We start from the raw sequence: 26344 nt of genomic DNA, 5'->3' as shown, positions 1-26344 counted from the left end.
TAATTAAAGATAATAATATATAAATATAATGACGATAAAAACAATTCAGAGGATTGTGTCGTCATTTTTTGTTTTAATATATAGTAATAAAATAAATAGTTACTTATTAAAAATAAACTTAAGAGGAAATCTAAAAAAGTCGAAAATTTCTAATTTTTTAACTGTTTTTCGCTATCATTATTAAAAAAAATTTGATACAATTATCATAGAAAGTATAGAGGAGTTTCAATGAAAATAGAAAATGTAATAAAAAAGTTTAATCAAGAGGAAATATACCTTTGTCCAAAGTGTTTATCAGAATCTCACATAGAGGGTATCAGTCTTGTTTGCAATGAAAATCATCGTTATGATTTTTCAAAAAAAGGCTATATTCATTTGATAAACAATTATAAACCAACGAAATACAGTGAAGACTTATTTAAAGCTCGTAGTGAAGTTTTTAGTAATAGTTTTTATGAAAATGTATTAAAGAATATTCAAAATTCAATTGAAAAGTATGCTAAAGATGTTGTATTGGATATTGGTTGCGGAGAAGGATATTATATTAAAAAGTTAAAAACAGTATTTCCTGAGAAATATTTTTATGGGCTAGATAATAGCAAGGATGCGATCGAGTTAGCTGTTAAAGAGGATAAATTGAATCCTTATATGGTGGCTAACTTAGCTAATCTTCCGTTTAAAGATGGAAGTGTCTCGTGCATTCTTAACATATTAACACCTGCTAATTATGAGGAGTTTTTCAGAGTATTAGGTGATGAAGGATATTTGATAAAAATTATTCCGAATACAAATTACCTAAGAGAGATTAGAGAGTTGATTGGTGGGAAGGAATACACAAATAGTGATACTGTAAAATTGATTGAAGAAAATTGCAAGATTGTGGATAGGATAACGGTGAGTGATACTTTCCAATTGACTAAGGAGCAAGCAGCGAGTTTTCTTAAGATGACACCTTTAACATTTTCTAAAGAAATTACAGATTCTGATATTAATCAATTAAGAGAAATTACGATAGATCTAGAACTTTTAGTTTGTAAGAAGTAGGTTAAGTTGTAACAGAAGGAAAATTATGAAGGAGGATAGAGTATGAATATTGAAAAATATGATCAAGTTGTTGAAGTGAAAAAATATGTAAAAAAACCATGGACAACAAGTTGTCTTGATTTTTCTATAAAAGATGAAAATACATATCTTATGAGAGAGGCTAGTATTCGTCAGACAAATTACTATTTATGTAAAAAAGACGATAGAGTATATCTAGTAGATAGTGATAACCATAAAGATGAAATAAGCTGGGTTAATCTAGATAAGTTTGTTGAAATAGAAGAAGGTGATGCAACCTATAGAAGGTATAGGGTATTAAAGTAAAATGACAATTGAATAAGACGCTGTTAGATGTAGTTTGCAAGTGTAGTACAGAAAAAAAGGAGAAACATTATGTACGTGGCATACGATAGTAAGGATGAAGTTTTTAATGCTTTGGATAGTGAAGTTGAAAAAAATAAAGAGTATCACTGTCCGATATGTGGGGGAAAAGTAATTTTCAAAAAGGGAGTGAAAATTCAATCGCATTTTGCTCATGCTAAGAATTGTTCATGTGAGTTTGAAACATACAAGAAAGAGAGTAGTGAGCATCTTGAAGCGAAGAAGGATCTTTATGAGCATTTTAGAAGAAAATATCGTAATGTGGAAGTCGAACATATTTTTAAAACTGGGGAGAATGACATTCAGATAGCCGATGTATTTATTAAAGATAATAGTATAGCTTTTGAGTATCAAAGATCGGTTATTCCATTTAATCTTATTAAAGCGAGAACGAGAGGATATATGAAAGCTGGATTGAAATTAATCTGGCTAATCGATACAAACAAATTTATAAAAGAATTGAAGAGTTACGATGGTATAAGTTATATTAGGTATGCGCCATTTGTGGATAATTTTTTAAATTATTATCAAGGAAAAGTATTCTTTTATGGTTGGGATAATATAAATAAGAAATTTGAATTTTATCAAATTTGGGCTCATAATTTGAAAAAACGAAATGCTGTTTGTATAAAAACTAGTTTGAGTATTGATGAGTTTGATGTACCACTTGATTTGAAACTACTGGATAAAGATTTAACGTCTAAGTTATATCCAGAAGATGTTGAAAACTATGTCTACGAGCAAATTAAATATGATAAAACTGTAAAAAATAAAGTATTGAGTATGTTTTATAACCAACATATAGAGTTAAATAATATACCTGAAATTATTGGTGTGAATATGTTGGAACAAGTTCTTATTAGAACTCCACTTGTTTATTGGCAAGGGTTGATGTATAGATTTTATAAAGAGGGTAAAAGTTACTCAGAACTTATAAGAATAATGAGTAATATTATAGAGTTTAAAGATAGTATTTATATTAACAATGTTCAGCAAGGGGAGATTTTCTTAAAAGTATTTAAAGCATACTATGCTTTACTGGTTGAGAATGAGAAGTAAGAGGATAAAACTATGGGGGAGTATAGTAGTAGTTTTACAGAAAAAGAAAAAAAGGTATTGTTTTCGTTAATAGCGATTGAGAGGATTACAACACTCAAGCTACATAAAGTTTTTATGGATTTAAATAGTATAGAGAAGATTCTCGAATTATCTATACCTGAGTTAGCTGTATATTTTGGAGATAATGCTGAAGAAATTTATACTAAGCTTCATAATAATATGGAGTTTGATTTCGAGAGTTATTTTGAGTTTTATAATGTAAAGTATATTTTTTGCGATGATATCTATTATCCGAAAGAATTATTTAGGATTTATGATTATCCATATGTTATATTTTACAGGGGGAATAAAGATTTGCTTCTATTTAGAAGAAAGATATCTATAGTAGGAAGCAGAAACAATACCGCATATTCAAATGATGCCTTGCAGAGTATAGTACCATATTTAACTATGAATAATTTTGTTATAGTTAGTGGTCTTGCGATTGGTGTCGATAGTCTTGCTCATGAGGGCGCTATAAAAAGTAAGGGGTACACCATCGGTGTAATAGCTCATGGGCACAATATAATTTATCCGGAAAAAAGTTATAAACTTTATAAGGAATTAGAACGAAACCATCTTATTATATCTGAGTATTTTCCAACTTCGCCTATAAGGAAATATAAATTTTTAGAACGAAATAGGATTGTCGCTGGTCTTTCCAGTGCTCTTTTAGTAACTGAAGCGGCAAAAAGAAGTGGGACGCAAAGGACGGTGGATTTCGCCTTGGATGTAGGTTCTGATGTATTCTGCCTACCAGGGAAATTTGGCGATAAGATGAGTTATGCAATGAATGAATACATTAAAGAGGGGGCGATACTTGTAAATAAATTAGAGGATTTTGGTGACGAATTAGGATTTTAGTGTAGATATTTGAGAGGATGATTAGTATGACAGATATCTTATTTATTAATCCACTAGGTTGGGATAGATGTATTTGGGCGAGAGTCTTAGAAAATATGCCAGACCAAACCTTTGATTTTATTGAATTTACCGAAGAGAGTTTTAAATCTATATCAAAAAAAGAAATTGAGAAGGTACTATTAAATAAAATGACAAAAGTAAGAAGAGGAGGCTTTATAGTTACTGCTTCTTATGGTACGGTCGTTTTGCTTAACGGTTTAGAGATTTTTAGTGAGTACCTTGATGGTGTTAATTTAATCATCATCGAGGGCTTAGAACCTATACCTCCTGAATCGGTGTTAAAAACATATTTTGAACCAGAGATAAAGTTCACTAGTAAAGAAGAATATCTATCAAAGACACTTAGTGTAGAAGAGATGCAAGATGAGTTTTTAGTGGAGTTAATTCTAAGAAAACTCAAAAAAGAAGGTAGTGAATATATGGTAAGACCGAACTCGCAAATAGAGTACAATTATTTATCTTTATATGCGGGGGTAGATAATTTAGAACTATTAAAAAGAAGCAGGAATATTTTTAATAAACTTGTAGTTTTTTCTTACTTCAAGTTAATAGGGATGAATTATACACAAATAGAGGAGTCGGATCATCTTCTTATGGTTACTAAACCGCAGATGATCTTGGATATATTATTAGGGAAATAGAGAATAATGAAATATTTTATAATGGAAAGTTTATTAATGTGTAAGAGGAGCACATTATTGTTGCGATATAAAATAATTATATAAAACGAGTAGTTAATTGAAATATTATTAACTACTTGTTATTATAGATAGATAAAGTATTTAATTAGGAGGAATATTATATTGAGGAAAGTATTAGTATATTTATTAGGTGTGCTGAGTATTAGTGGTATTATTTTTTCGTGTATTTATTTTTTAACAGCATCCGATAAAGAAGGGGGAACTTCAAAAAAGGATAGCGATTCGAGTGTGAGAACTGCGCGAGTTGTAGCTAATGGAGATATTCTTATTCATGATGCACTTTATTATACTGCTAAAAAAGAAGATGGGAGTTATGATTTCAATCCATTTTTTGAATATGTTAAGCCATGGATTGAAGGTGCTGATTTAGCGATAGGAGATTTTGAAGGGACTATTAGTGATCGTTCTCCACTAGGAGGATATCCATTGTTTAATGCTCCTGTTCAAATTGCAGATACAATGAAAGAAGTAGGATATGATGTTGTTGATTTAGCTCATAATCATATATTGGATACAGGTTTGTATGGATTGAAGTATACGGATAAAGTCTTCAAAGATAGAGGTTTGGATACAGTTGGAGTTCACGCTGATAAAAAACGTTCGGAAGATAAGATTCTTATTAAAGAGGTTAATGGAATTAAAATAGCAATTCTAGCCTATGCTTATGGTTATAATGGAATGGATGCTAATTTAACCGCAGAGGATAGAACTAATCATTTATCGGATCTTGATGAGGAAAAGATGAAAGAAGAAATCCAAAGAGCTGAGAAAGAAGCGGATGTTACAGTAGTGATGCCTCAGATGGGTGTTGAGTATAAGTTAGAGCCTACAGAAGAACAAAAAGCTCTTTATCACAAGATGATAGAATGGGGTGCTGATGTAGTATTCGGAGGGCATCCTCATGTTATAGAACCTGCTGAGACTGTAGAAAAAGATGGAGATAAGAAATTTATAATATACTCTATGGGGAACTTCGTTTCAAACCAACGTATGGAAAGAATGGAAAACAAGTGGCCTGAGAGAGGTTTACTAATGGATGTTACATTTGAAAAAGCAAACGATAAAACAACTGTTAAAACTGTAAAAGCTCATCCAACACTAGTTTATTCTAAACTTAACGGTAGAAATATAAATGGAGCTCCATTATACGACTATAAAATTATGGTGTTAGAAGATTTCATTAATGGCGGAAAACTTAGAGATCAGCTTGATGATAAAATGAAGGAAAAAGTAGATGTTTCATATAAAGAAATAATGGAACACGTAAACTTGAAGTGGGAGTAAAAGACTATATGGACTAAGAGATAGTTGACATTTTTATAAATTATTTCTGTTTGAGCCTTTTGTTTGATAATAATTCTCAAGTATAGTAAAATTATTGAGTTAATTATTTAAAGAAGGAGGAAATCTAGTGAGGAAATTTTTTGGTACTCTATTAGGTAAGAAAAGGCCAGAGTTTTTTGATGTAATTAAAGGAAGAAAATCGGTTAAGTATTTTGACCAGAATGTTAAAATTAAACGTGAAGAAATAATAGAAATGTTAAATGAAGCTAATCTTGCTCCATCATCATGTAATTTACAACCTTGGAGATATATTGTTGTAGATACACCAGAAGGTAAAGAAAAATTAGGAAGTGCTAATTATAATAAAATTCAAAATGATACCTCGGCCGCTATGATTATAGTCTTAGGAGACTTGAATCACTACGGGAAATTTGATGAAATTTACGGAGAGGCTGTTGAAAAAGGTTATATGACTGAAGAGGTAAAAGATGGTTTTGAAAAAGGGATGGGACCTCAATTAGAAAACTTGCCAACTGACAAAAATAGAGAAGGTGTATATTTTGATTGTGGATTGTGGACTATGCAATTTGCAAACATTGCGTATGCTAAAGGATACGATACTAATATTATTGGCGGATTTGTTAGAGAGAAGGTAGCTGAATTATTTGAATTAGAAGAAAACTTAATTCCTGTGATGCTTATAGCCCTAGGTAAAAAGGAAAAAGATGCAAGACCAACTGTAAGAATGAAGGCAGAGAATCTTGTGAGATTTGAATAATAGTTTTCAACTGAAGCAACTAATGTTTGGTGATGTGTTAGTTAAACCGAGATAAATAAAAATATACAGAAAGAGTGCTTAATCATAATTATTTGTGGTTATGGTGCTCTTTTTTATCCAAATTACTTTGCATTTTGTTAGTTACATTATAAAATAGTAAATATATGTATAAATAATAAAAAGGAGAAATAAAGTGGAAAAATTAGAGGCGGTTATTTTTGATTTTGATGGAACGATAGTAGATACAGAGAAAGTATACTATGAAAATATGCGTGATTTAACAAAAGAAGTGTTAAATGAAAAGCTAGATAAGATGGATTATATAAAAAACGTTTCTGGAACGAATGAAGAAACGAGTAGAAAATATTATAATGATACATATGGTATGTCTAGTGAAGATTATGATAAGTTCGAAGCGGAGATTACAAAGCGTATATTAGATAATTATCATAATGCCCCAGTATTACCAGGAATTGCTGAGGTAATGGAGTATCTATATAATCACGGAATAAAGATGGCTGTTGCTTCAAATGGAAAGAGAGAACATATTGAGACAGGACTTCGAAGAAAAGGTTTTGAGAAATACATCTCAGCAATTGCAACAAAAGAAGAGGTAAAGAATCCTAAACCTGCCCCAGATATCTATTTACTAGCGGCAAAAAAACTAGGAGCAGATATTAATAATACAATTGCAGTTGAAGATTCACGTCCGGGAGCATTAGGAGCTGCGGCTTCAGGTGCAACGTTAATACTTCAGACAAATGATATTACTAAATATATGGATTTCACTGGTGTAAACTATAAGTATAAAGATGTAGATTTAGTGGAAACTATTAAAAACATTGTCGAGAAAAAATAGTGTACAAAAATCTAGTGTAAGAGTATAATAAACTTATTAAGAGTAATCTTAAAATCAAATATATACGGGGAGACAGTTATGTATACGTCTAATTTAAAAATTAAAGAAGGTTTTACTTCTCATGCAACTACACCACTTGGTGGAGAATATAAAATGTTTATAGAAGAAAGTAAAGATGGTCCTATGGATTTATTTGCTACTGCATACAACGGATGTGTTAGTATGTGTGCAAAAGGATATTTCTTCAGAGCGTATGAACTAGTAGATCTAGCGGTAGAAACTGAACTAGTGGTAGATTATGATAATAGAAAAATTGTAGCTAATGTTCATGTAGATCGAACTGAGGAACAACTTGCTGCTGGAGATAGACAAGGGGTATTAGATAATATTAAACTTCGCTGCAAAGTTTCTCATTTATTATCTTCTGATTTAGATATTCAATATAATATTTTACCTTTAAAATAAAATAGAAATTAAAAATACTTGGGGTGTAAAAACTCTAAGTATTTTTAATTTTTTTGTAGAAAAATAAATTTTTTCTTCTATATAATATAGGTAAAATTAGAAAGTGAATTAAAGATTAAAAAGTAAGTAAAAAATAGAAAACATATTCATAAATTTTTTTAAAAATTTTTCGTTAAAATACTTGCAATATATGCTTTTACCATGTATAATAATAAATGTTGGTCTTGCAAAAGACTTGCGTTGAAGCGAAAGGTTACTGACACGCCCGGCCGCTTTGCCATGGCATGGCGTGCTGGAGAACTTTCGTGGAGAAGTTGCTACTAGATAGCAGCGAATAAATGTATAGGAGGAGAAATGATGGCAAAACAAAAAATTCGTATTCGTCTTAAAGGATATGATCACAGATTAGTAGATCAAAGTGCAGAGAAAATTGTTGAAACTGCAAAACGTTCTGGAGCAAAAGTTTCTGGACCAATTCCATTACCAACAGAAAAAGCAGTTTATACAATCTTACGTTCAGTTCACATTTACAAAGACAGCCGTGAACAATTCGAACAACGTACACACAAACGCCTAATCGATATTATTGAACCAACACAAAAAACAGTTGACGCTTTAATCAGCTTAAACTTACCATCAGGTGTTGACATCGAATTAAAATTATAATTATAGGAGGTGACTTTCGATGACCAAAGGTATCTTAGGAAGAAAAGTAGGTATGACTCAAATCTTCGCTGAAAATGGAGAATTAATCCCAGTAACAGTAGTTGAAGCGAAAGGTAACGTCGTATTACAAAAGAAAACAGAAGAAGTTGAAGGATACAACGCAATCCAATTAGGATTCGACGATAAACGTCCTTACGATAAAGAACGTAAAGACCGTTTAGTAAAAGTTGCGAACAAACCTGAACAAGGTCACGCAGATAAAGCTAACACTGCTCCAAAACGTTTCGTACGCGAAATCAGAGATGCAGAAGTTGCTAATTATGAAGTAGGTCAAGAAGTCCAAGTTGATATTTTTGCAGCAGGGGACTTAGTTGACGTAACAGGAGTAAGTAAAGGTAAAGGATTCCAAGGGGCAATCAAGCGTCATGGACAAAGCCGCGGACCAATGGCTCACGGTTCTCGTTACCACCGTCGTCCTGGGTCAATGGGACCTGTAGCACCTAACCGTGTATTCAAAGGTAAAGCATTACCAGGTCAAATGGGTGGAGTTACAGTTACTACTCAAAACTTAGAAATCGTAAGCGTAGATGTAGAAAATGGATTAATCCTAGTTAAAGGATGTATTCCAGGATCTAAGAAAAGCTTCGTAAAAATCCAATCAGCAGTTAAATCTGGTAAATAATCGGAAAATATACGGAAGGAGGAAAATAGATAATGCCACAATTAGATTTATTTAAACAAGACGGTACTAAAGTTGGTGCAGTTGAAGCTAGTGAAGCAGTATTCGGGATTGAACCAAATCAACACGTTTTATTCCAAGCTGTAACATTACAAAGAGCATCACTTCGTCAAGGTACACACAAAACAAAAGGACGTTCTGAAGTTTCAGGTGGTGGTCGCAAACCATGGCGTCAAAAAGGAACAGGTCGTGCTCGTCAAGGATCTATCCGTTCACCACAATGGCGTGGAGGTGGAATTGTATTCGGACCTACACCACGTAGCTACAGCTTCAAAATGCCACGTAAAATGCGTCGTTTAGCATTACGTTCTGCTTTATCTTCAAAAGTAGCAGCTAACGAAGTATTTGCATTAGAAAGCTTATCATTTGATACAATTAAAACTAAAAACTTTAAAGAAATGTTATCAAACCTTAGCCTAGAGAAAAAAGTATTATTCGTAGTTACTGAACTAGAAGAAAATACTGTTTTATCAGGAAGAAATATTCCAGGAGTTGAATTCGTTGAAACAACTGGTCTTAACGTATTAGATATCTTAGGAAGCAACAAAGTTGTATTCACTAAAGATGCAGTAGAAAAAGTTGGGGAGGTATTAGCATAATGGAAGCACGCGATATTATCAAACGCCCAGTACTAACTGAAAAAAGTTATTTATTAATGCAAGAAAATAAATACACTTTCCTAGTAGACACACGCGCTCACAAAACTCAAATTAAACAAGCTATCGAAGAAATCTTCGGAGTTAAAGTTGAGAAAGTAAACGTAATGAACTACAAACCAAAATTCCGTCGTGTTGGAAGATACGGTGGTTACACTAACAAACGTAGAAAAGCTATCGTTAAGTTAGCAGAAGGACAAACAATCGAAGGATTATTCGCTTAAGAATAACAAATACCACTAAGGAGGAAAAATGACAAATGGCAATTAAAGTATATAAAGCTATAACTAACGGTCGTCGTAACATGACATCATTAGATTTTGCAGAAATTACAACTAACAAACCAGAAAAGTCATTATTAGCGCCGCTACCGAAAAAAGCGGGAAGAAATAACCAAGGTAAAATTACTGTTCGTCACCACGGTGGAGGACACAAAAAACAATACCGTATTATTGACTTCAAGAGAAATAAAGACAACGTACCAGCAAAAGTTGCTACTATCGAGTACGATCCAAACCGTTCAGCGAACATCGCTCTATTACACTATGTAGATGGAGAAAAAAGATACATCATCGCTCCTAAAGAACTTAAAGTAGGACAAATCTTAGTATCTGGTGAAACAGCTGATATTAAAGTTGGTAATGCATTACCACTAGCAAACATCCCTGTAGGGACATTAATTCACAACATCGAACTTAAACCTGGTAAAGGTGGACAATTAGTACGTTCTGCTGGAGCAAGTGCTCAAGTACTTGGTAAAGAAGGTAAATACGTATTAGTACGTCTTAAATCAGGAGAAGTAAGAATGATCTTAGCAACTTGCCGTGCAACAATCGGTGAAGTTGGTAACGAACAACACGGACTAGTAAATATCGGTAAAGCCGGTAGAACTCGTTGGTTAGGTAAAAGACCAACTGTACGTGGATCTGTTATGAACCCGAACGATCACCCACACGGTGGTGGTGAAGGACGTACTTCAATCGGACGTAAATCACCTATGTCACCATGGGGTAAACCTACTCTTGGTAAGAAAACTCGTTCTAAAAAAGCTCGTTCAAACAAATTTATCGTACGTGCTAGAACTAAATAATAAAATTAATCAAAGGTTAGTTGGTGAGGAGCAAGTGCTCTTTACCACACCCTTAAGTATGCAAAGTATCGGAAAGGAGATAACACAATGGCTCGTAGTTTAAAAAAAGGACCATTCGCTGATCACCACTTATTAGCAAAAGTTGAAAAAATGAACGAACAAGAAAAGAAACAAGTAATTAAAACTTGGTCTCGTCGTTCAACAATCTTCCCAACATTCATAGGACTTACTTTTGCAGTATATGACGGAAGAAAACATGTACCTGTATATGTGACTGAAGATATGGTAGGACACAAATTAGGTGAGTTTGCACCAACAAGAACTTACAAAGGTCACGTAGCAGACGACAGAAAAACAAGAAGATAATTATAGAAATTAGTAAAATCAAGGAGGCACATTCATGGAGTCAAAAGCAATCGCTAAGACAGTCCGCATCGCTCCTCGTAAAGTAAGACTAGTATTAGACTTAGTACGTGGAAAAAAAGTGGGCGAAGCATTAGGAATTTTAGAATTCACAACTAAATCAGCTTCTTTACCAGTAGCTAAAGTTATTAAATCAGCTGCTGCTAACGCTGAACACAACTATGGAATGAATGTAGAAGACTTAGTAGTATCACAAGCATTTGCAAATGAAGGACCAACTCTTAAAAGATTCCGTCCAAGAGCAAAAGGTGCTGCAAGTTCAATCAACAAAAGAACAAGTCACATCACTATCGTTTTAAGTGATAACAAATAATAAAAATTAAGAAATTATAAAAGCTAAACTAGTTAAAGGAGGCTACAAACTGTGGGTCAAAAAGTACATCCAATAGGCTTACGTGTTGGAGTTATTCGTGATTGGGATTCAAAATGGTATGCGGAAAAAGATTTCGCTGCTAACTTACACGAAGATTTCAAAATCCGTGAGTTCATCAGTAAACAATTAAAAGACGCTTCAGTTTCTAAAGTAGAAATTGAAAGATTTGATAAGAAAGTAAACATTTCAGTACACACTGGTAAACCAGGTATGGTTATCGGTAAAGGTGGTTCTGAAATCGATAAATTAAGATTAGAATTAAACAAATTAACTGGAAAAAGAGTACACATTAATGTAGTTGAAATCAAAAAAGTTGATATCGACGCTAAATTAGTAGCTGAAAACATTGCTCGTCAATTAGAAGCTCGTGTATCATTCCGTCGTGCTCAAAAACAAGCTATCCAAAGAGCTATGAGAGCAGGAGCTAAAGGAATCAAAACTCAAGTATCAGGACGTCTTGGTGGAGCAGATATCGCTCGTGCAGAACACTACTCAGAAGGTTCAGTGCCACTACACACATTAAGAGCAGACATCGATTACGCTCACGAAGAAGCAGATACAACTTATGGTAAACTTGGAGTTAAAGTTTGGATTAACCGTGGTGAAGTATTACCAACTAGAAAATCTGAAAAAGGAGGTAACTAATTTATGTTAATGCCTAAACGTGTTAAATATCGTCGTCAACACAGACAATCAACAAAAGGTAAATCTAAAGGCGGAAACGTAGTAGATTTCGGTGAATATGGATTACAAGCGACTACTGCAGCAAGAGTTACTTCTCGTCAAATAGAAGCTGCTCGTATAGCGATGACTCGTTATATGAAACGTGGTGGTAAAGTTTGGATTAAGATCTTCCCTCACATGCCTTACACTAAAAAACCATTAGAAGTGCGTATGGGATCTGGTAAAGGTGCAGTAGAAGGATGGGTTGCAATCGTTAAACCAGGTAGAGTGATGTTCGAAGTTGCTGGAGTAAGTGAAGAAGTTGCACGTGAAGCTCTAAGACTTGCATCTCACAAGTTACCTGTTAAATGTAAATTTGTAAAACGTGAAGAAACAGGTGGTGAAGCATAATGAAAACAAATGAATTCAAATCAATGATTAGAGAATTAACTTCACAAGAGTTAGAAGCAAAAATCAAAGAATTAAAAGAAGAGCTTTTCAACTTACGCTTCCAATTGGCAACTGGTCAATTAGAAAATACAGCTCGTATTAGTCAAGTTAGAAAATCAATCGCTCGTATGAAAACTGTTATTCGCGAAAGAGAATTAGCGAATAAATAATAATAGGAGGCAAACATGACTGAGAGAAATGATAGAAAAGTTTACGTTGGAAAAGTAGTTTCTGATAAAATGGACAAAACAATCACAGTTTTAGTAGAAACTTACAAAAAACATCCTCTATACGGTAAACGTGTAAAATATTCTAAAAAATTCAAAGCACATGATGAAAACAATGTTGCTAAATTAAATGATATCGTTAAAATAATGGAAACTCGTCCATTATCTGCAACTAAAAACTTCCGTTTAGTAGAAGTAGTAGAAGAAGCAGTTATAATCTAATAAAACTAGGATAAACCCTAAGAAGGAGGCAAAAAGCGCATGATTCAACAAGAAACACGCTTAAAAGTGGCTGATAACTCAGGAGCAAAAGAAGTTTTAACAATTAAAGTTCTAGGTGGTTCAGGACGTAAAGTTGCTAATATTGGTGACGTAATTGTATGTTCTGTTAAAAAAGCAACACCAGGTGGAGTTGTTAAAAAAGGTGAAGTAGTTAAAGCCGTAATCGTTCGTACAAAAACAGGAGCTCGTCGTAACGACGGTTCATATATTAAATTTGATGAAAATGCTTGTGTAATTATCCGTGATGATAAGAGCCCACGTGGTACACGTATTTTCGGACCAGTTGCTCGTGAATTAAGAGACGGTAACTACATGAAAATCGTATCACTAGCTCCAGAAGTATTATAATATAAAAAAAGTACAGTAAAGAAGGAGGTTAACAAGAAATGTTCATTAAAAAAGGTGATAAAGTTGTAGTAATTACTGGTAAAGACAAAGGTAAAGTTGGTACAGTAATCGAAGCACAACCTAAAAAAGATCGTGTTGTTGTAGAAGGTGTTAACATCATTAAAAAACACGTTAAAAATTCTCAAGATGCACCTCAAGGTGGAATCGTTGAAAAAGAAGCAGCAATTCACGTATCAAACGTAATGTTACAAGATCCTGAAACTGGAAAAGCGACAAGAGTACGTTTCGAAACAAAAGATGGTAAGAAAGTACGTATCGCAGTAAAATCAGGAAAAGAAATATAATAATAGTTGAAGAAAGGAGGCACTATTTTAGATGGCTCGTTTAGAAGATAAATTTAAATCTGAGATAACAAAAGAATTAATGACAAAATTTGAGTACAGCAGTGTAATGCAAGTACCAAAAATTGAAAAAATCGTAATTAACATGGGTGTAGGTGATGCTGTGCAAAACTCTAAAGCCCTAGACAACGCAGTAGCAGAATTAGCTTTAATTTCTGGTCAAAAACCATTAGTAACAAGAGCTAAAAAATCAATCGCTACTTACAGACTTCGTGAAGGTATGCCTATCGGGGCTAAAGTTACTTTACGTGGAGAAAGAATGTATGAATTCTTCGACAAATTAGTAACTGTAGCACTTCCACGTGTACGTGACTTCCACGGTGTTTCTAAAAAAGCATTCGATGGTCGTGGTAACTACACACTAGGTGTTAAAGAACAATTAATTTTCCCTGAAATTGATTACGATAAAGTAAGTAAAGTACGTGGTATGGACATCGTTATAGTAACTACAGCTAACACTGATGAAGAAGCTCGTGAGTTATTAACACAATGTGGAATGCCATTCGCAAAATAAGAAAGGTGAGGTAAAAGACACATGGCTAAAAAAGCAATGGTAGAGCGTGAATTAAAACGCCAAAAATTAGTTGACAAGTATGCAGCTAAAAGAGCGGAATTAAAAGCTAAAGGTGATTACATTGGACTTAGCAAACTTCCAAAAAACTCAGCTCCAGCTCGTTTACACAATCGTTGTAGCATAACTGGACGTCCTCACGGATACATTGGAAAATTTGGAATCAGCCGTATTAAATTCCGTGAATTAGCTTACAAAGGACAAATTCCTGGAGTTAAAAAAGCAAGTTGGTAATATATTAGTAGAAGAAAGGAGGATTTATCCTAATGACAATGACAGATCCTATCGCAGATATGCTAACACGTATTCGTAATGCTAACATGGTTAAACACGAAACATTAGAATTACCTGCGTCAAATATTAAAAAGCAAATTGCAGAAATCTTAAAACAAGAAGGTTTCATCAATGATGTAGAATACATCGAAGATAACAAACAAGGAAAACTTAAACTTACTCTTAAATACTCAAAAGGTGAAAGAGTAATTAAAGGAATTAAAAGAATTTCAAAACCTGGTTTACGTGTATACGCTAAAGCAGATGAACTGCCAAGAGTATTAAACGGACTAGGAATAGCAATCGTATCAACTTCAACTGGAGTTGTAACTGATAAAGTTGCTCGTAAAAATAACACAGGTGGAGAAGTATTAGCTTACATCTGGTAATATTATAAGGAGGTGCCAATTAAATGTCACGTATAGGTAATAAAGTTATTACAGTACCTGCAGGGGTTGAAGTTAGCATCGTTGATAACTTCGCAACAGTTAAAGGACCTAAAGGTGAATTAAAACAACAATTTGATAAAGACATGACTTTCAACATTGAAGGAAGTGAAATCACAGTAGTACGTCCATCTGACTCAAAACGTCACCGTACAGTACACGGAACAACTCGTGCTATCTTAGCAAACATGATTGAAGGTGTATCAACTGGATTCAAAAAAGAACTTGAATTAATCGGGGTTGGATACCGTGCTCAAATGCAAGGTAAAAAATTAGTACTAAGTGTTGGATACTCTCACCCAGTTGAATTCGAAGAAATCGATGGAATTAAATTAGGTGTTGAAGGAAACACTAAAGTTAGTATCGAAGGTATTAACAAAGAAGTAGTAGGACAATACGCAGCTAAAGTTCGTGCAGTACGTCCTCCAGAACCTTACAAAGGTAAAGGTATTCGCTACGTTGGTGAATATGTTCGCCGTAAAGAAGGAAAAACTGGTAAATAATAGATAACAGAAAGGAGTGTTTCAAATATGATTACGAAACTTGATAAAAATAAAGTTCGTAAAAAAAGACACGCAAGAGTACGTGTTAAAGTTCAAGGAACTACAGAAGTTCCACGTTTAAACGTATACCGTTCAAACACAAACATTTACGCACAAATTATTGATGACACTAAAGGTGTTACATTAGCATCAGCTTCTTCATTAAAACTTGAAAATGTTTCTAAATCAAGTGTAGAAGCAGCTAAAGAAGTTGGAAAATTAATCGCAGAAGTAGCTAAAACTAAAGGAATTGAAAAAGTTGTTTTCGACCGTGGAGGATACCTATATCACGGACGTGTTAAAGCATTAGCTGAAGCAGCACGTGAAAACGGACTTGTATTCTAATAAAGGAGGGAAATAAGTAGATGCGTCAAGAAGAAATCAAAAAAGAATTTGAAGAACGCGTAGTTGCCATTCGTCGTGTAGCTAAAGTTGTTAAAGGTGGACGTCGTTTCCGTTTCTCTGCTTTAGTAGTAGTAGGTGACAAAAATGGTCGCGTAGGATTTGGTACTGGTAAAGCTCAAGAGGTACCAGATGCAATCAGAAAAGCAGTTGAAGCTGCAAAACACAACTTAATTACTGTACCAGTAGTTAACGGAACAATACCTCACGAAATCATCGGGCAATTTGGAGCAGGTTCAGTATTAATCAAACCAGCTGCACCTGGTACAGGGGTTATCGCTGGTGGACCAGTTCGTGCCGTATTAGAATTATCAGGTATTTCAAATATCTTATCAAAATCTCTAGGTTCAAACACACCAGTAAACATGGTTCGTGCTACAATCGAAGGATTAACAAGATTACAAACAGTTGAACACGTAGCAGCTTTACGTGGTAAATCTGTGGAAGAATTATTAGGATAAGAGGAGGGAAAAGAACATGACATTAAAAGTAACCCTAACTCGTAGTACTATTGGTCGTCCAAAGAATCAAAGAAAAGTAGTTGAAGCTCTTGGTCTTAAAAAAATGCACCAAACAGTTGAACACAAAGACAACGCTGCGATTCGTGGTATGATTAACAAAGTTTCACACTTAGTAACAGTAGAAGAAAAATAAGAATTATTAATACAAGGAGGTGCTAGTCTAAATGAAATTACATGAATTACAACCAGTTGAAGGTTCTCGTAAAGAGCGTAACAGAGTAGGTCGTGGGATTGGATCAGGAAATGGTAAAACTTCAGGACGTGGTCAAAAAGGACAAAAAGCACGTAGTGGTGGTGGAGTTCGCCCAGGATTTGAAGGTGGACAAAACCCATTATTCAGACGTATTCCAAAACGTGGATTTAACAATGTAAATAGAAAAGAATTTGCAGTTGTAAATCTTAACGACTTAAACAAATTTGAAGATGGTACTGTAGTATCACCTGCTCTATTATTAGATACTAAAGTTATTAAAAAAGAACTTTCAGGTGTTAAAGTATTAGCTAACGGTAAATTAGAGAAAAAATTAACTGTACAAGCTCACAAATTCTCATCTTCAGCAAAAGAAGCTATCGAAGCAGCTGGAGGAGTTTGCGAGGTGCTATAATATATGTTTAGTGCATCACTAAATTTATTTAAAGTTAAAGAAACTCGTAACAAAATCTTATTTACCCTATTTGGTATATTATTATTCCGTATCGGTTCTTATTTACCGGTACCTGGGGTAGATGCAGACGTCCTAAAAAACCAAGACGCATCTGGATTATTCGGAATATTTAACACATTTGCAGGAGGAGCTTTACAACAGTTTTCTGTATTCGCTATGGGTATTATGCCCTACATTACAGCGTCTATCGTAATTCAACTTATGCAAATGGATGTTATTCCTTCATTAACAGAGTGGTCTAAACAAGGTGAAGTTGGACATAAAAAAACTCAAAAACTAACAAGAGTCTTAGCAATTATCTTAGCATTTATCCAATCGCTTATTATGTCTTATGGATTTAATAATGCTTATCAAGGATTAATTAAAGATACTTCAATTCTAGGATTCATTACAGTAGCCGTAGTATTAACAGCTGGTACAGCATTATTACTATGGATTGGTGATCAGATATCTCAATATGGTGTTGGTAATGGTGTATCTATCATTATCTTAGCGGGTATTATTGCTCGTTTACCAATGGAATTCATACAAGTTTATGAATCTCAAATTAAAGATGCTGAGAACTTAACATTAGCAATTTTAAAAATTGTTATTGTAGCAATTATTGTAATAGGTATCGTTGCTGCTGTAGTATATATACAAGAAGCAAACCGTAAAATTCCTATTCAATACTCTCAAGCGAGAGCAGGTCGTAGAATGTTAGGAGCAAGATCAACTTACTTGCCTCTAAAAGTGAATAGTGCAGGGGTTATCCCAGTAATCTTCGCTATCGCATTCTTACAATTACCTAGAACTATTGCGATATTCGCACCTAATAACGAAAAGTTACAAAGAATTGTATCATATTTCGATTTCAGTCATGTTCTAGGATTAACATTATACGTAGTATTAATTATTGCGTTCTGTTACTTCTATGTAATGGTTCAAGTTAACCCAGAAAAAATGGCTGATAATTTAAGAAAACAAGGAAGTTTTGTTCCAGGGGTTAGACCAGGTAAAAAAACTGAACAATACATTACAGGTATTTTATACAGACTAACGTTTGTAGGTTCAATATTCCTAGCAGCTGTTTCGGTTCTTCCGACAATATTCACCAGCATTGCAAAATTACCAGCATCTGTTCAAATTGGTGGTACAAGTTTAATAATTGTTGTCAGTGTAGCGCTAGAGACAGTTAAACAACTTAATACTCAATTAACAGAGAAGAACTATAGAAGTTTCATTACAGGACGAAAAGGTGGTAAATAATTATGATGAATATTATTTTAATGGGATTACCAGGAGCGGGTAAAGGTACTCAAGCAGAGCAAATTAAAGCGAATTATCCAATTCCGCATATTTCAACTGGAGATATGTTTAGAGCTGCTATTAAAAATGAGACTCCGCTTGGAAAAGAAGCAAAAAGTTATATTGATAAAGGACAACTTGTTCCTGACAGTGTAACTATAGGATTAGTTGAAGAAAGATTGAATCAAGAAGATGCAAAAGAAGGCTTTTTACTTGACGGTTTTCCAAGAACAGTAGAACAAGCTGAAGCCCTTGATCAAATTTTAGCAAAAACTAATAGAAAAATCGATAAAGTATTAAACATCGATGTAGATCCAGCTATTCTGTTACCTCGTTTAACAGGTAGAAGAATCTGTAAACAATGTGGAAACACTTATCACTTGATTTTCAACCCTCCAAAAGTTGAAGGTGTTTGTGATAATGATGGTGGTGAACTGTACCAAAGAAGTGATGACAACGAAGAAACAGTTGGAAATCGCTTAGAAGTTAATATTAAACAAACAAAACCGTTATTAGACTTTTATAGTCAAAAAGAAGGTGTAGTTGAAAATATTAATGGTGACCAAGACATCAAAGTAGTTTTCCAAGACGTACAAAATATATTAGATAAACTGAAATAGTCAGGGAGGAAAAGTATGGCAAAAGATGTCATTGAAGTAGAAGGTTTAGTAGTAGAAAACTTGCCGAATGCAATGTTTAAAGTAGAATTAGAAAATGGTCATATTATTTTAGCTCATGTTTCTGGAAAAATCAGAATGAATTATATAAGAATTTTACCAGGTGATAAAGTTACAGTAGAAATGAGTCCGTATGACCTGACAAAAGGTAGAATAACTTATAGATTCAAGTAAGTTATAAACTCAAGGAGGAAATAACGATGAAAGTAAGACCATCAGTAAAAAAAATCTGTGACAAATGTAAAGTAATTCGTCGTGGTGGTAAAGTATTAGTGATTTGCGAAAACGCAAAACATAAACAAAAACAAGGATAATTAATTAGGAGGTGCAAACTTAATGGCACGTATAGCAGGAGTCGATATTCCGCGTGAAAAACGCGTTGTTATATCACTAACTTATGTATATGGTATAGGTTTAAAAACTTCTCAAAAAATCTTAAAAGAAGCTGGAGTTTCTGAAGATGTGAGAGTTAAAGACTTAACAGGTGAACAACTAGATAAAATTCGTGAAATCGTAGATAACTACAAAACAGAAGGTGACTTACGTCGTGAAGTTTCATTAAACATCAAACGTCTAATGGAAATCGGATGTTACAGAGGAATCCGTCACCGTCGTGGACTACCAGTAAGAGGGCAAAATACTAAGAACAACTCTCGTACTCGTAAAGGTCCTAAGAAAACAGTTGCGAACAAGAAAAAATAATTAGGATAGGAGGAGAAACACAACTATGGCTCGTAAACAACAATCACGTAAACGTCGTGTGAAAAAAAATATACAAAATGGTGTTGCACACATTCGTTCTACATTCAACAACTCAATCGTAACAATTACAGATGAACATGGTAATGCAGTATCATGGTCAAGTGCAGGAGCGCTAGGATTCAAAGGTTCTAGAAAATCTACTCCATTCGCAGCACAAATGGCAAGTGAAGCAGCAGCTAAACAAGCTATGGAACACGGAATGAAATATGTAGATGTAACAGTTAAAGGTCCAGGTGCAGGACGTGAAGCAGCAATTCGTGCATTACAATCTGCTGGATTAGAAGTTACATCAATCAAAGACGTAACTCCAGTTCCTCACAATGGATGTCGCCCACCTAAACGTCGTCGTGTATAATAATAACATAGACAAAATTTAGGAGGTTTAACATAATGTTAGCAATAGAAAAACCAAAAATTCAAATCATTGAAGAATCATCAGATAAAAGATTTGGTCGCTTTGTAGTTGAACCACTTGAACGTGGATATGGAACTACATTAGGTAATTCATTGAGAAGAATGTTAATCTCATCATTACCAGGAGCAGCAGCAAGAAGCATCGATATTGAGGGAGTTCAACACGAATTCCAAGCAATTAAAGGTGTTGTAGAAGATGTTACTGAAATCATTATGAACGTTAAAAACATTGCGTTTGTAGTTCATTCTGAAGAAGAAAAACAAGTTTCAATCAGTGTTAAAGGTCCAGCAGTTGTTACTGCAGCAGACATCGCTATCGATTCTGATATCGAAGTAGTAAATACTGATCAACACATTGCAACAGTATCAGAAGGTGGACAGTTTGAAATGATTATTTACGTTGGAAAAGGACGTGGATTTGTACCAGCTGATGGTAACAAAAAACGTGACTTACCAATCGGAGTTATTCCAATCGATTCAATTTATACACCAGTATCAAAAGTTAACTATACAGTAGAAAAAACTAGGGTAGGTCAAAGTGCTGACTTTGATAAACTAATCTTAGATGTTACTACTAATGGTTCAATTACAGCTAACGACGCTTTAGCATTAGCATCAAAAATTCTAATTTCACACTTAGAATTATTCATGGAAATGTCTGAAGAAGCAAAAGCTGCTGAAATATTGGTAGCTAAAGAAGAAGATAATAAAGTTCAAATGTTAGAAATGACAATTGAAGAATTAGACTTATCAGTACGTAGTTACAACTGCTTAAAACGTGCAGGAATTAACACAGTACAAGAATTAGCTAACAAAACAGAACAAGAAATGATTAAAGTAAGAAACTTAGGTCGTAAATCTCTAGAAGAAGTTAAAATTAAACTTCAAGAGTTAGAACTAGGATTCAAAGAAGAATAAAACTAACAAGGAGGCACACTAATGGGTTACAGAAAATTAGGACGTACATCAGCTCACCGTAAAGCGATGTTAAGAAACTTAGTAACTGCTCTACTAGTACACGGTAGAATTGAAACAACTGTTACAAGAGCGAAAGAAGTTCGTTCATTAGCAGAAAAAATGATTACATTAGGTAAAAAAGGTGATCTAGCAGCAAGACGTAATGCAGCTAAATTCATCCAACCTGTTGCAGTAGCAACTGAAGAAGGTAAGAGTCAATTAGCTCTTAAAAAATTATTTGAAGAAGTAGCACCTAAATATGCAGACCGTAACGGTGGATACACTCGTATTCTACGTGTTGGACCACGTAAAGGTGATGGTGCAGAAACAGCTATTATAGAATTAGTTTAATAAAAATTTTTCATACAACAATAACATACTACATACACACACAACTAAACAACACATACAACAAGAATTTAAACTAATTTTTTTGGCAAAAGAGTGCTTGAAATGCGTAGGAAAAGGCTACGTCGTCTAGCTCTAACGTATCCTAGCTTCTGCTAGGATACCCTTTTGTCCCTTTAAAAATTAAATCTAATTATACTTTAAAAGATTACCAGGCAAGGTAGTCTTTTTTTGCTTTGTACCTTTCGTTTTAGCAATTCTTCGAATTGCATAAAACGTTAGGTACAAAGTACGCAACGAAGACTTACTTTTAGAGGAACGAAGAGACGAATAAAAGTAGCAGTGATAACTATTAATCATCTTAGTCGCTTTGCTCCTGATGATTAGAGTTATTGTTGCATAAGTTACTCGATAAAATTTCTCTGCATCCTTTGGATTTGTGAAATTTAACGATTAACTCATAGTCAAGACTGCGAGGCAGTGTTAAGATTTTTAGAATCTTCGATTCGTAAAAATCATTACGTGCAAAATACGCACAGTTGTCCCAATAGGTTTATTCTTGGCTTCTTGAGAAGAATCGAAAGAAGGTTAGAAGAAAGCTAAACAAGGAAATACCAAGAATGAAGAGTGAAACGATGAAATGATAGGTATATTTCTACTGAGAACAAATGAAATGAGTGATTGGCTGACAACCACTGCGAATTGACAAATTGAAATCAGGACACTATGGAAAGTATATCTTACGTGCAAAGTACGTCTACTGCGCGCGTCGTTGAGATTTCTAGAATCTTCGATTCGTAGAAATCATTACGTGCAAAATAAGTACTGAATACTTGTTTTTCAGATAAACAATGTAAAACTAAAGAACCATATGGAAAATACCATATGGTTCTTCTTTATAATTACGCATCAGATCTTGCGAATTTATTTCTCATATTACAGCTTGCTGTAAATAACGCTTTATCTAATAAATCATCTGTTTGAACTTTAAGTTCTTTAGCAATTTTATCGTTAGCTTTTTCTAGATAATCTTTAGCGGCTTCTTTAGAAACTTTAGTTTCTACAAACTCTTCATCATATTTATTAAGAAGTTCTCTTGATTGTGATTGAACTTTTAATTGATAACGTTCAATATGTGAAGCAGTATCAGCAAAATGAGCATCACAAAGAGCTGCAATTAAGCGATTAGTCCAGTAGAAGTTTTCAGTTGTTACTTGGTTAGTTGTATTAGCTAGGTATTCAGGTGTGCGATTAATGTTAGTGTAGAATGGAACTATTGCATTAAACACACAAGAACCAACAGCTAGCCATTGAATAGATTTAAGTTCATCAGGCATATATGGTCTTATTTGAACTAATCCTAAGAAGTTAGTACGATTTATACCGATTGGACGTAAAGTTCCTTTTTTAACAGAATTAATGTTTTTAGAATATGAATCATATTCAGTTCCTTGATAGTGGTGAGATAATCCATATTTAATATCTTCAACAGTTATTTTTTTCTCTGGTACTCTAGCCCAAGGTAAATTATCAGAATCTGGGCGATAGTCAGCATTTATACCATCATAAGAGTTAGATGTTGGATTGAAATAGCGTTGAAGTATCCAAGCACGTGGCGTATTGTATGTATGGTCGGCATCACTACGGCTACCAAAAGCATGACGTGGATTAAAGTTTCCATCGATTGATAAGTCTAGGTGATATTTATCAACAAATTCTTTTAAATCTTCAGAACACATATATTCTTTTTTCGCTCCAAAAGCATCTTCAAAATCAAATTTATCGATACCAAGTTGGTTTGGCATAATTACATAACTATCATCAGGAACGCGACGTGCCATCCAATGATGTCCACCTATAGTTTCAAACCACCAAATCTCATCTTCATCTTGAAACGCAATTCCGTTCATTTCATAAGTACCATATTTTTCTAATAGTTTCTCTAAAAATGTAACACCTTCACGTGCGGTTGCAATATATGGCATTACTATTGTATAAATATCCTCTTCACCGATACCACCTACTTGTTCAGGTACATAATCATCGTCTCCTGGTTTACCAATAGCTGCTTTATATTCTACTAATGGATCAGCTCCAAGAACACGTTCATTAGATGTAATAGTTTCAGTAGCACTCATTGAAACATTGTATTCATTAGCACCACATTGTCCCCAAATACCATTATCTAATATAGCATTAGGTACTGCAGTATAACGTACCGGATTATTAGGTAATTCGATTTCTACTTTTGAAATAACAGATTTATATTTACGAGGTTGTTCCTCTGGACTTACGTTTATGAATTTTTTTGATCTAAACACTCCTGATGGTGAGTCCTCAGTACGAGCCACCATAGTTGAACCGTCGTAACTAGCATTTTTTCCTACAAGAATAGTTGTACATCCCATAATAATTCTCCTCCTAATTTGTAAATAATTGATTTTATATATGACGTGTAAAAATGTTTATTCTCGTAGAGTTTTTAAAAATATAATTTTCATAATATTTCCCCCTTACATGAAATATTCTTTAATTTTATTGTAGTACTTATAAATATTTTATTCAAGCGATATGAGAAGATATCGTAAAAAAATAATTTATTTAAAGAAAATAAAGATTTTATTAAAAGGAAAAAGAATAATAACAAATTAAAAACATTATAAAAAATAAAAATTATTGAAGATGAAAAAATAGAAGAATAAAATTATAAAAAGTATATTTTTATTACAATATTTATGATATAATAACCATGGTAACGATTTAAGAAAGGTTGGGAGATTAGAAAGTAGTACAGATAATCCTAAAAACGATATTTATTAAAACTGTGTAATAATATATAGTTTTTTTATTTTGACTATCTTGCTGATCTTAATTGGGAAAAAGAGATGTATGAGAAATTATTAATGAAAACAGCCTTACTTGCGGGAAAAATCCTAATGGAAAATGGCGCTGAAGTTTATAGAACAGAGGATACACTGGAGAGAATTATTAGAAAAGGTGTAGGAGAAGTTAGAACGGATGAATATTATACACACGTTACCTTAACAGGTATTTTTATTAGAATAGAAGGGCTGGGGACTGATTTCAGAAGAGTTAATGATAGAACGTATAATTTAACAAAGACAACAGCGGTCAATACACTATCTAGAGCATATACATCAGGACAGATCAGCTTACTAGATATGTATGATGCACTAAAAAGAGTGCAAGAAGAAAAGAGTCCGATAAAAAATTGGTTTAAAGTTCTTTGTTCAGGAATTCTTAGCGGAAGTATTGTATTGATATTCGAGGGAAGTTTTTGGGATGTAATTCCTGGGAGTATAGCTGGAGCAGTAGCATTTTATGTATATGTAAAAGTTATAGGGTATTTAAAAGCTCCATTCATTTCAGAATATATAAGCACCTTTGCTGGAGGAGTGGCAGGTTATTTAGGATTTGCATTGTTGAATGGTCAGTCTTTAAGATTAGCTATGATAGGGGCTGTAGTACCACTTGTACCCGGTATTACAATAACGAACTCCATGAGAGATATTATAGCCAAACAATTTATTTCTGGAACAATTCGTTTTATAGAAACATTCTGTGTAGCTTTTGCACTAGGTGCGGGAATTGTAACAGTTTATTATCTTGTTAGATTGTTAGGAGGTGCATTATAATGATGGCAGTATTAAGTCATGCTTTATTATTACTATATCACTTCGTTTTTAGTTTTATATCATCAGTTTCATTTGCTATTGTTTGTGATGTTCCGAAGAAAACTTTAGCTACAGGTGGTGTAATTGGTGCAATAGGTTGGTGTGGATATTGGGAAATGTGGAGTCATGGTCAAAGTGTATTCATGTCGAGTTTGGTGTGTTCACTACTTCTAGCAAATATAAGTCAAATCTGTGCGATTAAATTTAAAAATCCTTTAACAGTATACTTCGTACCTGGACTGGTTCCAGTAGTACCAGGGGTTACTATTTACGATGCATTTAGAACATTATTATTAGACGAATATGGAAACTCTGCTAAAATCTTCTTAAATAGTTTTTATGGTGCAGTGGGACTTGCAGTAGGAATAATAATCGCGGATTCAATTTTCAGGGTAGTATTAAACCCATTATTACAGAAAAAACATAAATAAAAAAATTAGACATAATAATTAATTAAAAAATTTATTATTATGTCTTTTATACTTCAATGATTAAGAAATCAGAAATCTATATTTTACAATACTGAGTGCTTAAATAAAGAGGGATAGTAAATTTTAAATAATCAGAAATTATCCTTTATTTTCCGACAATTTTATACAATTACAAAAAGTTTTCAAGAGAAAATACACAATTTTTTCAAAAAAACTGTTGACACATGAAAAATTTACTGATATACTTAGTATCAAGTTAATGATTCACACGATGAAAAGATAAGTAAGAGTGAAAGATGGTAAAGAGAGTCTCGGTTGGTGAAAAGAGATCGTATTGGAAACTTTGAAAATGGTCTTTGAGTGGTAATGGTCGAATAATTAGGCCTTTACGGGTGAGCCCGTTATAGCTTCAGGGTATAATATCAATATATATTGATACGTACTTTTTGAGTTGATATTTGTGAGAATATCATAAAGTAAGGTGGTAACACGTAAATTATA

The 26344-nt window shown here is 33.6% G+C and carries 41 protein-coding genes and 1 other annotated feature (1 of these 42 only partly in view); of the genes, 40 read left to right on the top strand and 1 reads right to left on the bottom strand.

What is annotated here, in order from left to right:
- Nucleotides 1-228: 228 nt before the first annotated feature.
- From O5Y44_RS03040 to rplQ, 38 genes are all read left to right on the top strand, one after another.
- Nucleotides 229-1044 (top strand): methyltransferase domain-containing protein, encoded by an 816-nt coding sequence (locus O5Y44_RS03040; protein ID WP_371465507.1) that lies wholly within the window; start codon nt 229-231, stop codon nt 1042-1044.
- Between the two features lie 42 nt (nt 1045-1086).
- Nucleotides 1087-1368: a hypothetical protein gene (locus O5Y44_RS03035; protein WP_371465506.1), complete on the top strand. Its 282-nt coding sequence runs from the start codon at nt 1087-1089 to the stop codon at nt 1366-1368.
- Nucleotides 1369-1437: 69 nt separating this feature from the next.
- Nucleotides 1438-2484, top strand: a complete 1047-nt coding sequence (locus O5Y44_RS03030; protein ID WP_371465504.1) for a competence protein CoiA — start codon at nt 1438-1440, stop codon at nt 2482-2484.
- 12 nt (nt 2485-2496) lie between these two features.
- Nucleotides 2497-3387, top strand: coding sequence for a DNA-processing protein DprA (gene dprA / locus O5Y44_RS03025; RefSeq protein ID WP_371465503.1), 891 nt, complete (start codon nt 2497-2499; stop codon nt 3385-3387).
- Nucleotides 3388-3413: 26 nt separating this feature from the next.
- Nucleotides 3414-4088, top strand: coding sequence for a hypothetical protein (locus O5Y44_RS03020; protein ID WP_371465502.1), 675 nt, complete (start codon nt 3414-3416; stop codon nt 4086-4088).
- 162 nt (nt 4089-4250) lie between these two features.
- Nucleotides 4251-5432 carry a CapA family protein gene (locus tag O5Y44_RS03015; RefSeq protein ID WP_271987256.1) on the top strand — a complete coding sequence of 394 codons (1182 nt, stop codon included), beginning with the start codon at nt 4251-4253 and terminating at the stop codon, nt 5430-5432.
- A gap of 127 nt (nt 5433-5559) precedes the next feature.
- Entirely contained in the window at nt 5560-6210 is a 651-nt protein-coding gene (locus tag O5Y44_RS03010; protein ID WP_371465501.1) for a nitroreductase family protein, read from the top strand.
- 193 nt (nt 6211-6403) lie between these two features.
- Entirely contained in the window at nt 6404-7069 is a 666-nt protein-coding gene (locus O5Y44_RS03005; protein ID WP_371465500.1) for an HAD family hydrolase, read from the top strand.
- A 78-nt stretch (nt 7070-7147) separates the two neighbouring features.
- Nucleotides 7148-7534 carry an OsmC family protein gene (locus O5Y44_RS03000; RefSeq protein WP_271966225.1) on the top strand — a complete coding sequence of 129 codons (387 nt, stop codon included), beginning with the start codon at nt 7148-7150 and terminating at the stop codon, nt 7532-7534.
- Between the two features lie 357 nt (nt 7535-7891).
- Nucleotides 7892-8200, top strand: coding sequence for a 30S ribosomal protein S10 (rpsJ, locus tag O5Y44_RS02995; RefSeq protein ID WP_003147624.1), 309 nt, complete (start codon nt 7892-7894; stop codon nt 8198-8200).
- 19 nt (nt 8201-8219) lie between these two features.
- Nucleotides 8220-8882 carry a 50S ribosomal protein L3 gene (gene rplC, locus O5Y44_RS02990; protein WP_003144195.1) on the top strand — a complete coding sequence of 221 codons (663 nt, stop codon included), beginning with the start codon at nt 8220-8222 and terminating at the stop codon, nt 8880-8882.
- 32 nt (nt 8883-8914) lie between these two features.
- On the top strand, nt 8915-9538 hold the full coding sequence (rplD, locus tag O5Y44_RS02985; protein WP_003147625.1) for a 50S ribosomal protein L4: 624 nt from the start codon (nt 8915-8917) through the stop codon (nt 9536-9538).
- The gene (gene rplW, locus O5Y44_RS02980) at nt 9538-9819 is read left to right on the top strand and encodes a 50S ribosomal protein L23 (protein ID WP_003144216.1); all 282 of its coding nucleotides are present in this window, start codon (nt 9538-9540) and stop codon (nt 9817-9819) included. The genes rplD and rplW overlap by 1 nt, the downstream gene beginning before the upstream one ends.
- A 35-nt stretch (nt 9820-9854) precedes the next feature.
- Nucleotides 9855-10685, top strand: coding sequence for a 50S ribosomal protein L2 (rplB, locus tag O5Y44_RS02975; RefSeq protein ID WP_003144367.1), 831 nt, complete (start codon nt 9855-9857; stop codon nt 10683-10685).
- An 87-nt stretch (nt 10686-10772) separates the two neighbouring features.
- On the top strand, nt 10773-11051 hold the full coding sequence (gene rpsS, locus O5Y44_RS02970; protein ID WP_003144310.1) for a 30S ribosomal protein S19: 279 nt from the start codon (nt 10773-10775) through the stop codon (nt 11049-11051).
- A 34-nt stretch (nt 11052-11085) separates the two neighbouring features.
- A complete protein-coding gene (rplV, locus tag O5Y44_RS02965) occupies nt 11086-11421 on the top strand; it encodes a 50S ribosomal protein L22 (protein ID WP_003144105.1) in 336 nt (111 codons plus the stop codon).
- Nucleotides 11422-11472: 51 nt separating this feature from the next.
- Nucleotides 11473-12126 carry a 30S ribosomal protein S3 gene (gene rpsC / locus O5Y44_RS02960; protein ID WP_003144348.1) on the top strand — a complete coding sequence of 218 codons (654 nt, stop codon included), beginning with the start codon at nt 11473-11475 and terminating at the stop codon, nt 12124-12126.
- Between the two features lie 3 nt (nt 12127-12129).
- Nucleotides 12130-12555, top strand: coding sequence for a 50S ribosomal protein L16 (rplP, locus tag O5Y44_RS02955; RefSeq protein ID WP_003147629.1), 426 nt, complete (start codon nt 12130-12132; stop codon nt 12553-12555).
- The gene (gene rpmC / locus O5Y44_RS02950) at nt 12555-12764 is read left to right on the top strand and encodes a 50S ribosomal protein L29 (protein WP_003147630.1); all 210 of its coding nucleotides are present in this window, start codon (nt 12555-12557) and stop codon (nt 12762-12764) included. Before rplP ends, rpmC begins: the two co-directional genes overlap by 1 nt.
- 15 nt (nt 12765-12779) lie before the next feature.
- Nucleotides 12780-13043, top strand: a complete 264-nt coding sequence (rpsQ, locus tag O5Y44_RS02945; protein ID WP_003144356.1) for a 30S ribosomal protein S17 — start codon at nt 12780-12782, stop codon at nt 13041-13043.
- Between the two features lie 39 nt (nt 13044-13082).
- On the top strand, nt 13083-13451 hold the full coding sequence (gene rplN / locus O5Y44_RS02940; RefSeq protein ID WP_003144098.1) for a 50S ribosomal protein L14: 369 nt from the start codon (nt 13083-13085) through the stop codon (nt 13449-13451).
- A 38-nt stretch (nt 13452-13489) separates the two neighbouring features.
- Nucleotides 13490-13795 carry a 50S ribosomal protein L24 gene (rplX, locus tag O5Y44_RS02935; protein WP_003144415.1) on the top strand — a complete coding sequence of 102 codons (306 nt, stop codon included), beginning with the start codon at nt 13490-13492 and terminating at the stop codon, nt 13793-13795.
- 31 nt (nt 13796-13826) lie between these two features.
- Complete coding sequence (rplE, locus tag O5Y44_RS02930; protein ID WP_003144426.1) at nt 13827-14366, top strand: 50S ribosomal protein L5; 540 nt, start codon at nt 13827-13829, stop codon at nt 14364-14366.
- A 21-nt stretch (nt 14367-14387) separates the two neighbouring features.
- The gene (gene rpsN, locus O5Y44_RS02925) at nt 14388-14657 is read left to right on the top strand and encodes a 30S ribosomal protein S14 (RefSeq protein ID WP_003144337.1); all 270 of its coding nucleotides are present in this window, start codon (nt 14388-14390) and stop codon (nt 14655-14657) included.
- Between the two features lie 32 nt (nt 14658-14689).
- A complete protein-coding gene (gene rpsH, locus O5Y44_RS02920; RefSeq protein WP_204641669.1) occupies nt 14690-15085 on the top strand; it encodes a 30S ribosomal protein S8 in 396 nt (131 codons plus the stop codon).
- 23 nt (nt 15086-15108) lie between these two features.
- Nucleotides 15109-15645: a 50S ribosomal protein L6 gene (rplF, locus tag O5Y44_RS02915; protein ID WP_371465498.1), complete on the top strand. Its 537-nt coding sequence runs from the start codon at nt 15109-15111 to the stop codon at nt 15643-15645.
- Nucleotides 15646-15672: 27 nt separating this feature from the next.
- Entirely contained in the window at nt 15673-16029 is a 357-nt protein-coding gene (gene rplR / locus O5Y44_RS02910; protein WP_003147634.1) for a 50S ribosomal protein L18, read from the top strand.
- Nucleotides 16030-16049: 20 nt separating this feature from the next.
- Nucleotides 16050-16547, top strand: a complete 498-nt coding sequence (gene rpsE / locus O5Y44_RS02905; protein WP_003144191.1) for a 30S ribosomal protein S5 — start codon at nt 16050-16052, stop codon at nt 16545-16547.
- A gap of 16 nt (nt 16548-16563) precedes the next feature.
- Complete coding sequence (gene rpmD / locus O5Y44_RS02900) at nt 16564-16740, top strand: 50S ribosomal protein L30 (protein WP_003144406.1); 177 nt, start codon at nt 16564-16566, stop codon at nt 16738-16740.
- A gap of 31 nt (nt 16741-16771) precedes the next feature.
- Nucleotides 16772-17212: a 50S ribosomal protein L15 gene (rplO, locus tag O5Y44_RS02895; protein WP_271987250.1), complete on the top strand. Its 441-nt coding sequence runs from the start codon at nt 16772-16774 to the stop codon at nt 17210-17212.
- Between the two features lie 3 nt (nt 17213-17215).
- Nucleotides 17216-18520 carry a preprotein translocase subunit SecY gene (gene secY / locus O5Y44_RS02890; protein ID WP_271987249.1) on the top strand — a complete coding sequence of 435 codons (1305 nt, stop codon included), beginning with the start codon at nt 17216-17218 and terminating at the stop codon, nt 18518-18520.
- 5 nt (nt 18521-18525) lie between these two features.
- Nucleotides 18526-19179: an adenylate kinase gene (locus O5Y44_RS02885; RefSeq protein WP_271987297.1), complete on the top strand. Its 654-nt coding sequence runs from the start codon at nt 18526-18528 to the stop codon at nt 19177-19179.
- A gap of 15 nt (nt 19180-19194) precedes the next feature.
- Nucleotides 19195-19410 carry a translation initiation factor IF-1 gene (gene infA, locus O5Y44_RS02880; RefSeq protein ID WP_003144387.1) on the top strand — a complete coding sequence of 72 codons (216 nt, stop codon included), beginning with the start codon at nt 19195-19197 and terminating at the stop codon, nt 19408-19410.
- Between the two features lie 26 nt (nt 19411-19436).
- Nucleotides 19437-19550: a 50S ribosomal protein L36 gene (rpmJ, locus tag O5Y44_RS02875; protein ID WP_003144208.1), complete on the top strand. Its 114-nt coding sequence runs from the start codon at nt 19437-19439 to the stop codon at nt 19548-19550.
- Between the two features lie 22 nt (nt 19551-19572).
- Nucleotides 19573-19938, top strand: coding sequence for a 30S ribosomal protein S13 (gene rpsM, locus O5Y44_RS02870; RefSeq protein WP_003147638.1), 366 nt, complete (start codon nt 19573-19575; stop codon nt 19936-19938).
- A 25-nt stretch (nt 19939-19963) separates the two neighbouring features.
- On the top strand, nt 19964-20353 hold the full coding sequence (gene rpsK / locus O5Y44_RS02865) for a 30S ribosomal protein S11 (protein WP_003144405.1): 390 nt from the start codon (nt 19964-19966) through the stop codon (nt 20351-20353).
- A 35-nt stretch (nt 20354-20388) separates the two neighbouring features.
- A complete protein-coding gene (locus O5Y44_RS02860) occupies nt 20389-21330 on the top strand; it encodes a DNA-directed RNA polymerase subunit alpha (RefSeq protein ID WP_271987248.1) in 942 nt (313 codons plus the stop codon).
- A gap of 21 nt (nt 21331-21351) precedes the next feature.
- The gene (rplQ, locus tag O5Y44_RS02855; RefSeq protein ID WP_003144119.1) at nt 21352-21720 is read left to right on the top strand and encodes a 50S ribosomal protein L17; all 369 of its coding nucleotides are present in this window, start codon (nt 21352-21354) and stop codon (nt 21718-21720) included.
- A gap of 899 nt (nt 21721-22619) precedes the next feature.
- On the opposite strand, the gene O5Y44_RS02850 is transcribed toward rplQ, so the two are convergent.
- Nucleotides 22620-24125, bottom strand: coding sequence for a C69 family dipeptidase (locus tag O5Y44_RS02850; protein ID WP_371465497.1), 1506 nt, complete (start codon nt 24123-24125; stop codon nt 22620-22622).
- 477 nt (nt 24126-24602) lie between these two features.
- On the opposite strand from O5Y44_RS02850, the gene O5Y44_RS02845 reads away from it, so the two are divergent.
- Nucleotides 24603-25373, top strand: a complete 771-nt coding sequence (locus O5Y44_RS02845) for a threonine/serine exporter family protein (protein ID WP_003147646.1) — start codon at nt 24603-24605, stop codon at nt 25371-25373.
- Complete coding sequence (locus O5Y44_RS02840; protein WP_271987246.1) at nt 25373-25843, top strand: threonine/serine exporter family protein; 471 nt, start codon at nt 25373-25375, stop codon at nt 25841-25843. Before O5Y44_RS02845 ends, O5Y44_RS02840 begins: the two co-directional genes overlap by 1 nt.
- A gap of 262 nt (nt 25844-26105) precedes the next feature.
- Nucleotides 26106-26344, top strand: a binding site (T-box leader); it runs 12 nt beyond the window's last position.

Origin of the sequence: Gemella sp. 27098_8_155 (assembly GCF_041433725.1) — a bacterium.
Taxonomy (GTDB): Bacteria; Bacillota; Bacilli; order Staphylococcales; family Gemellaceae; genus Gemella; species Gemella haemolysans_D.
Note: the sequence above shows the minus strand (reverse complement) of the source record. Positions and strands in the feature narration are given on the sequence as shown.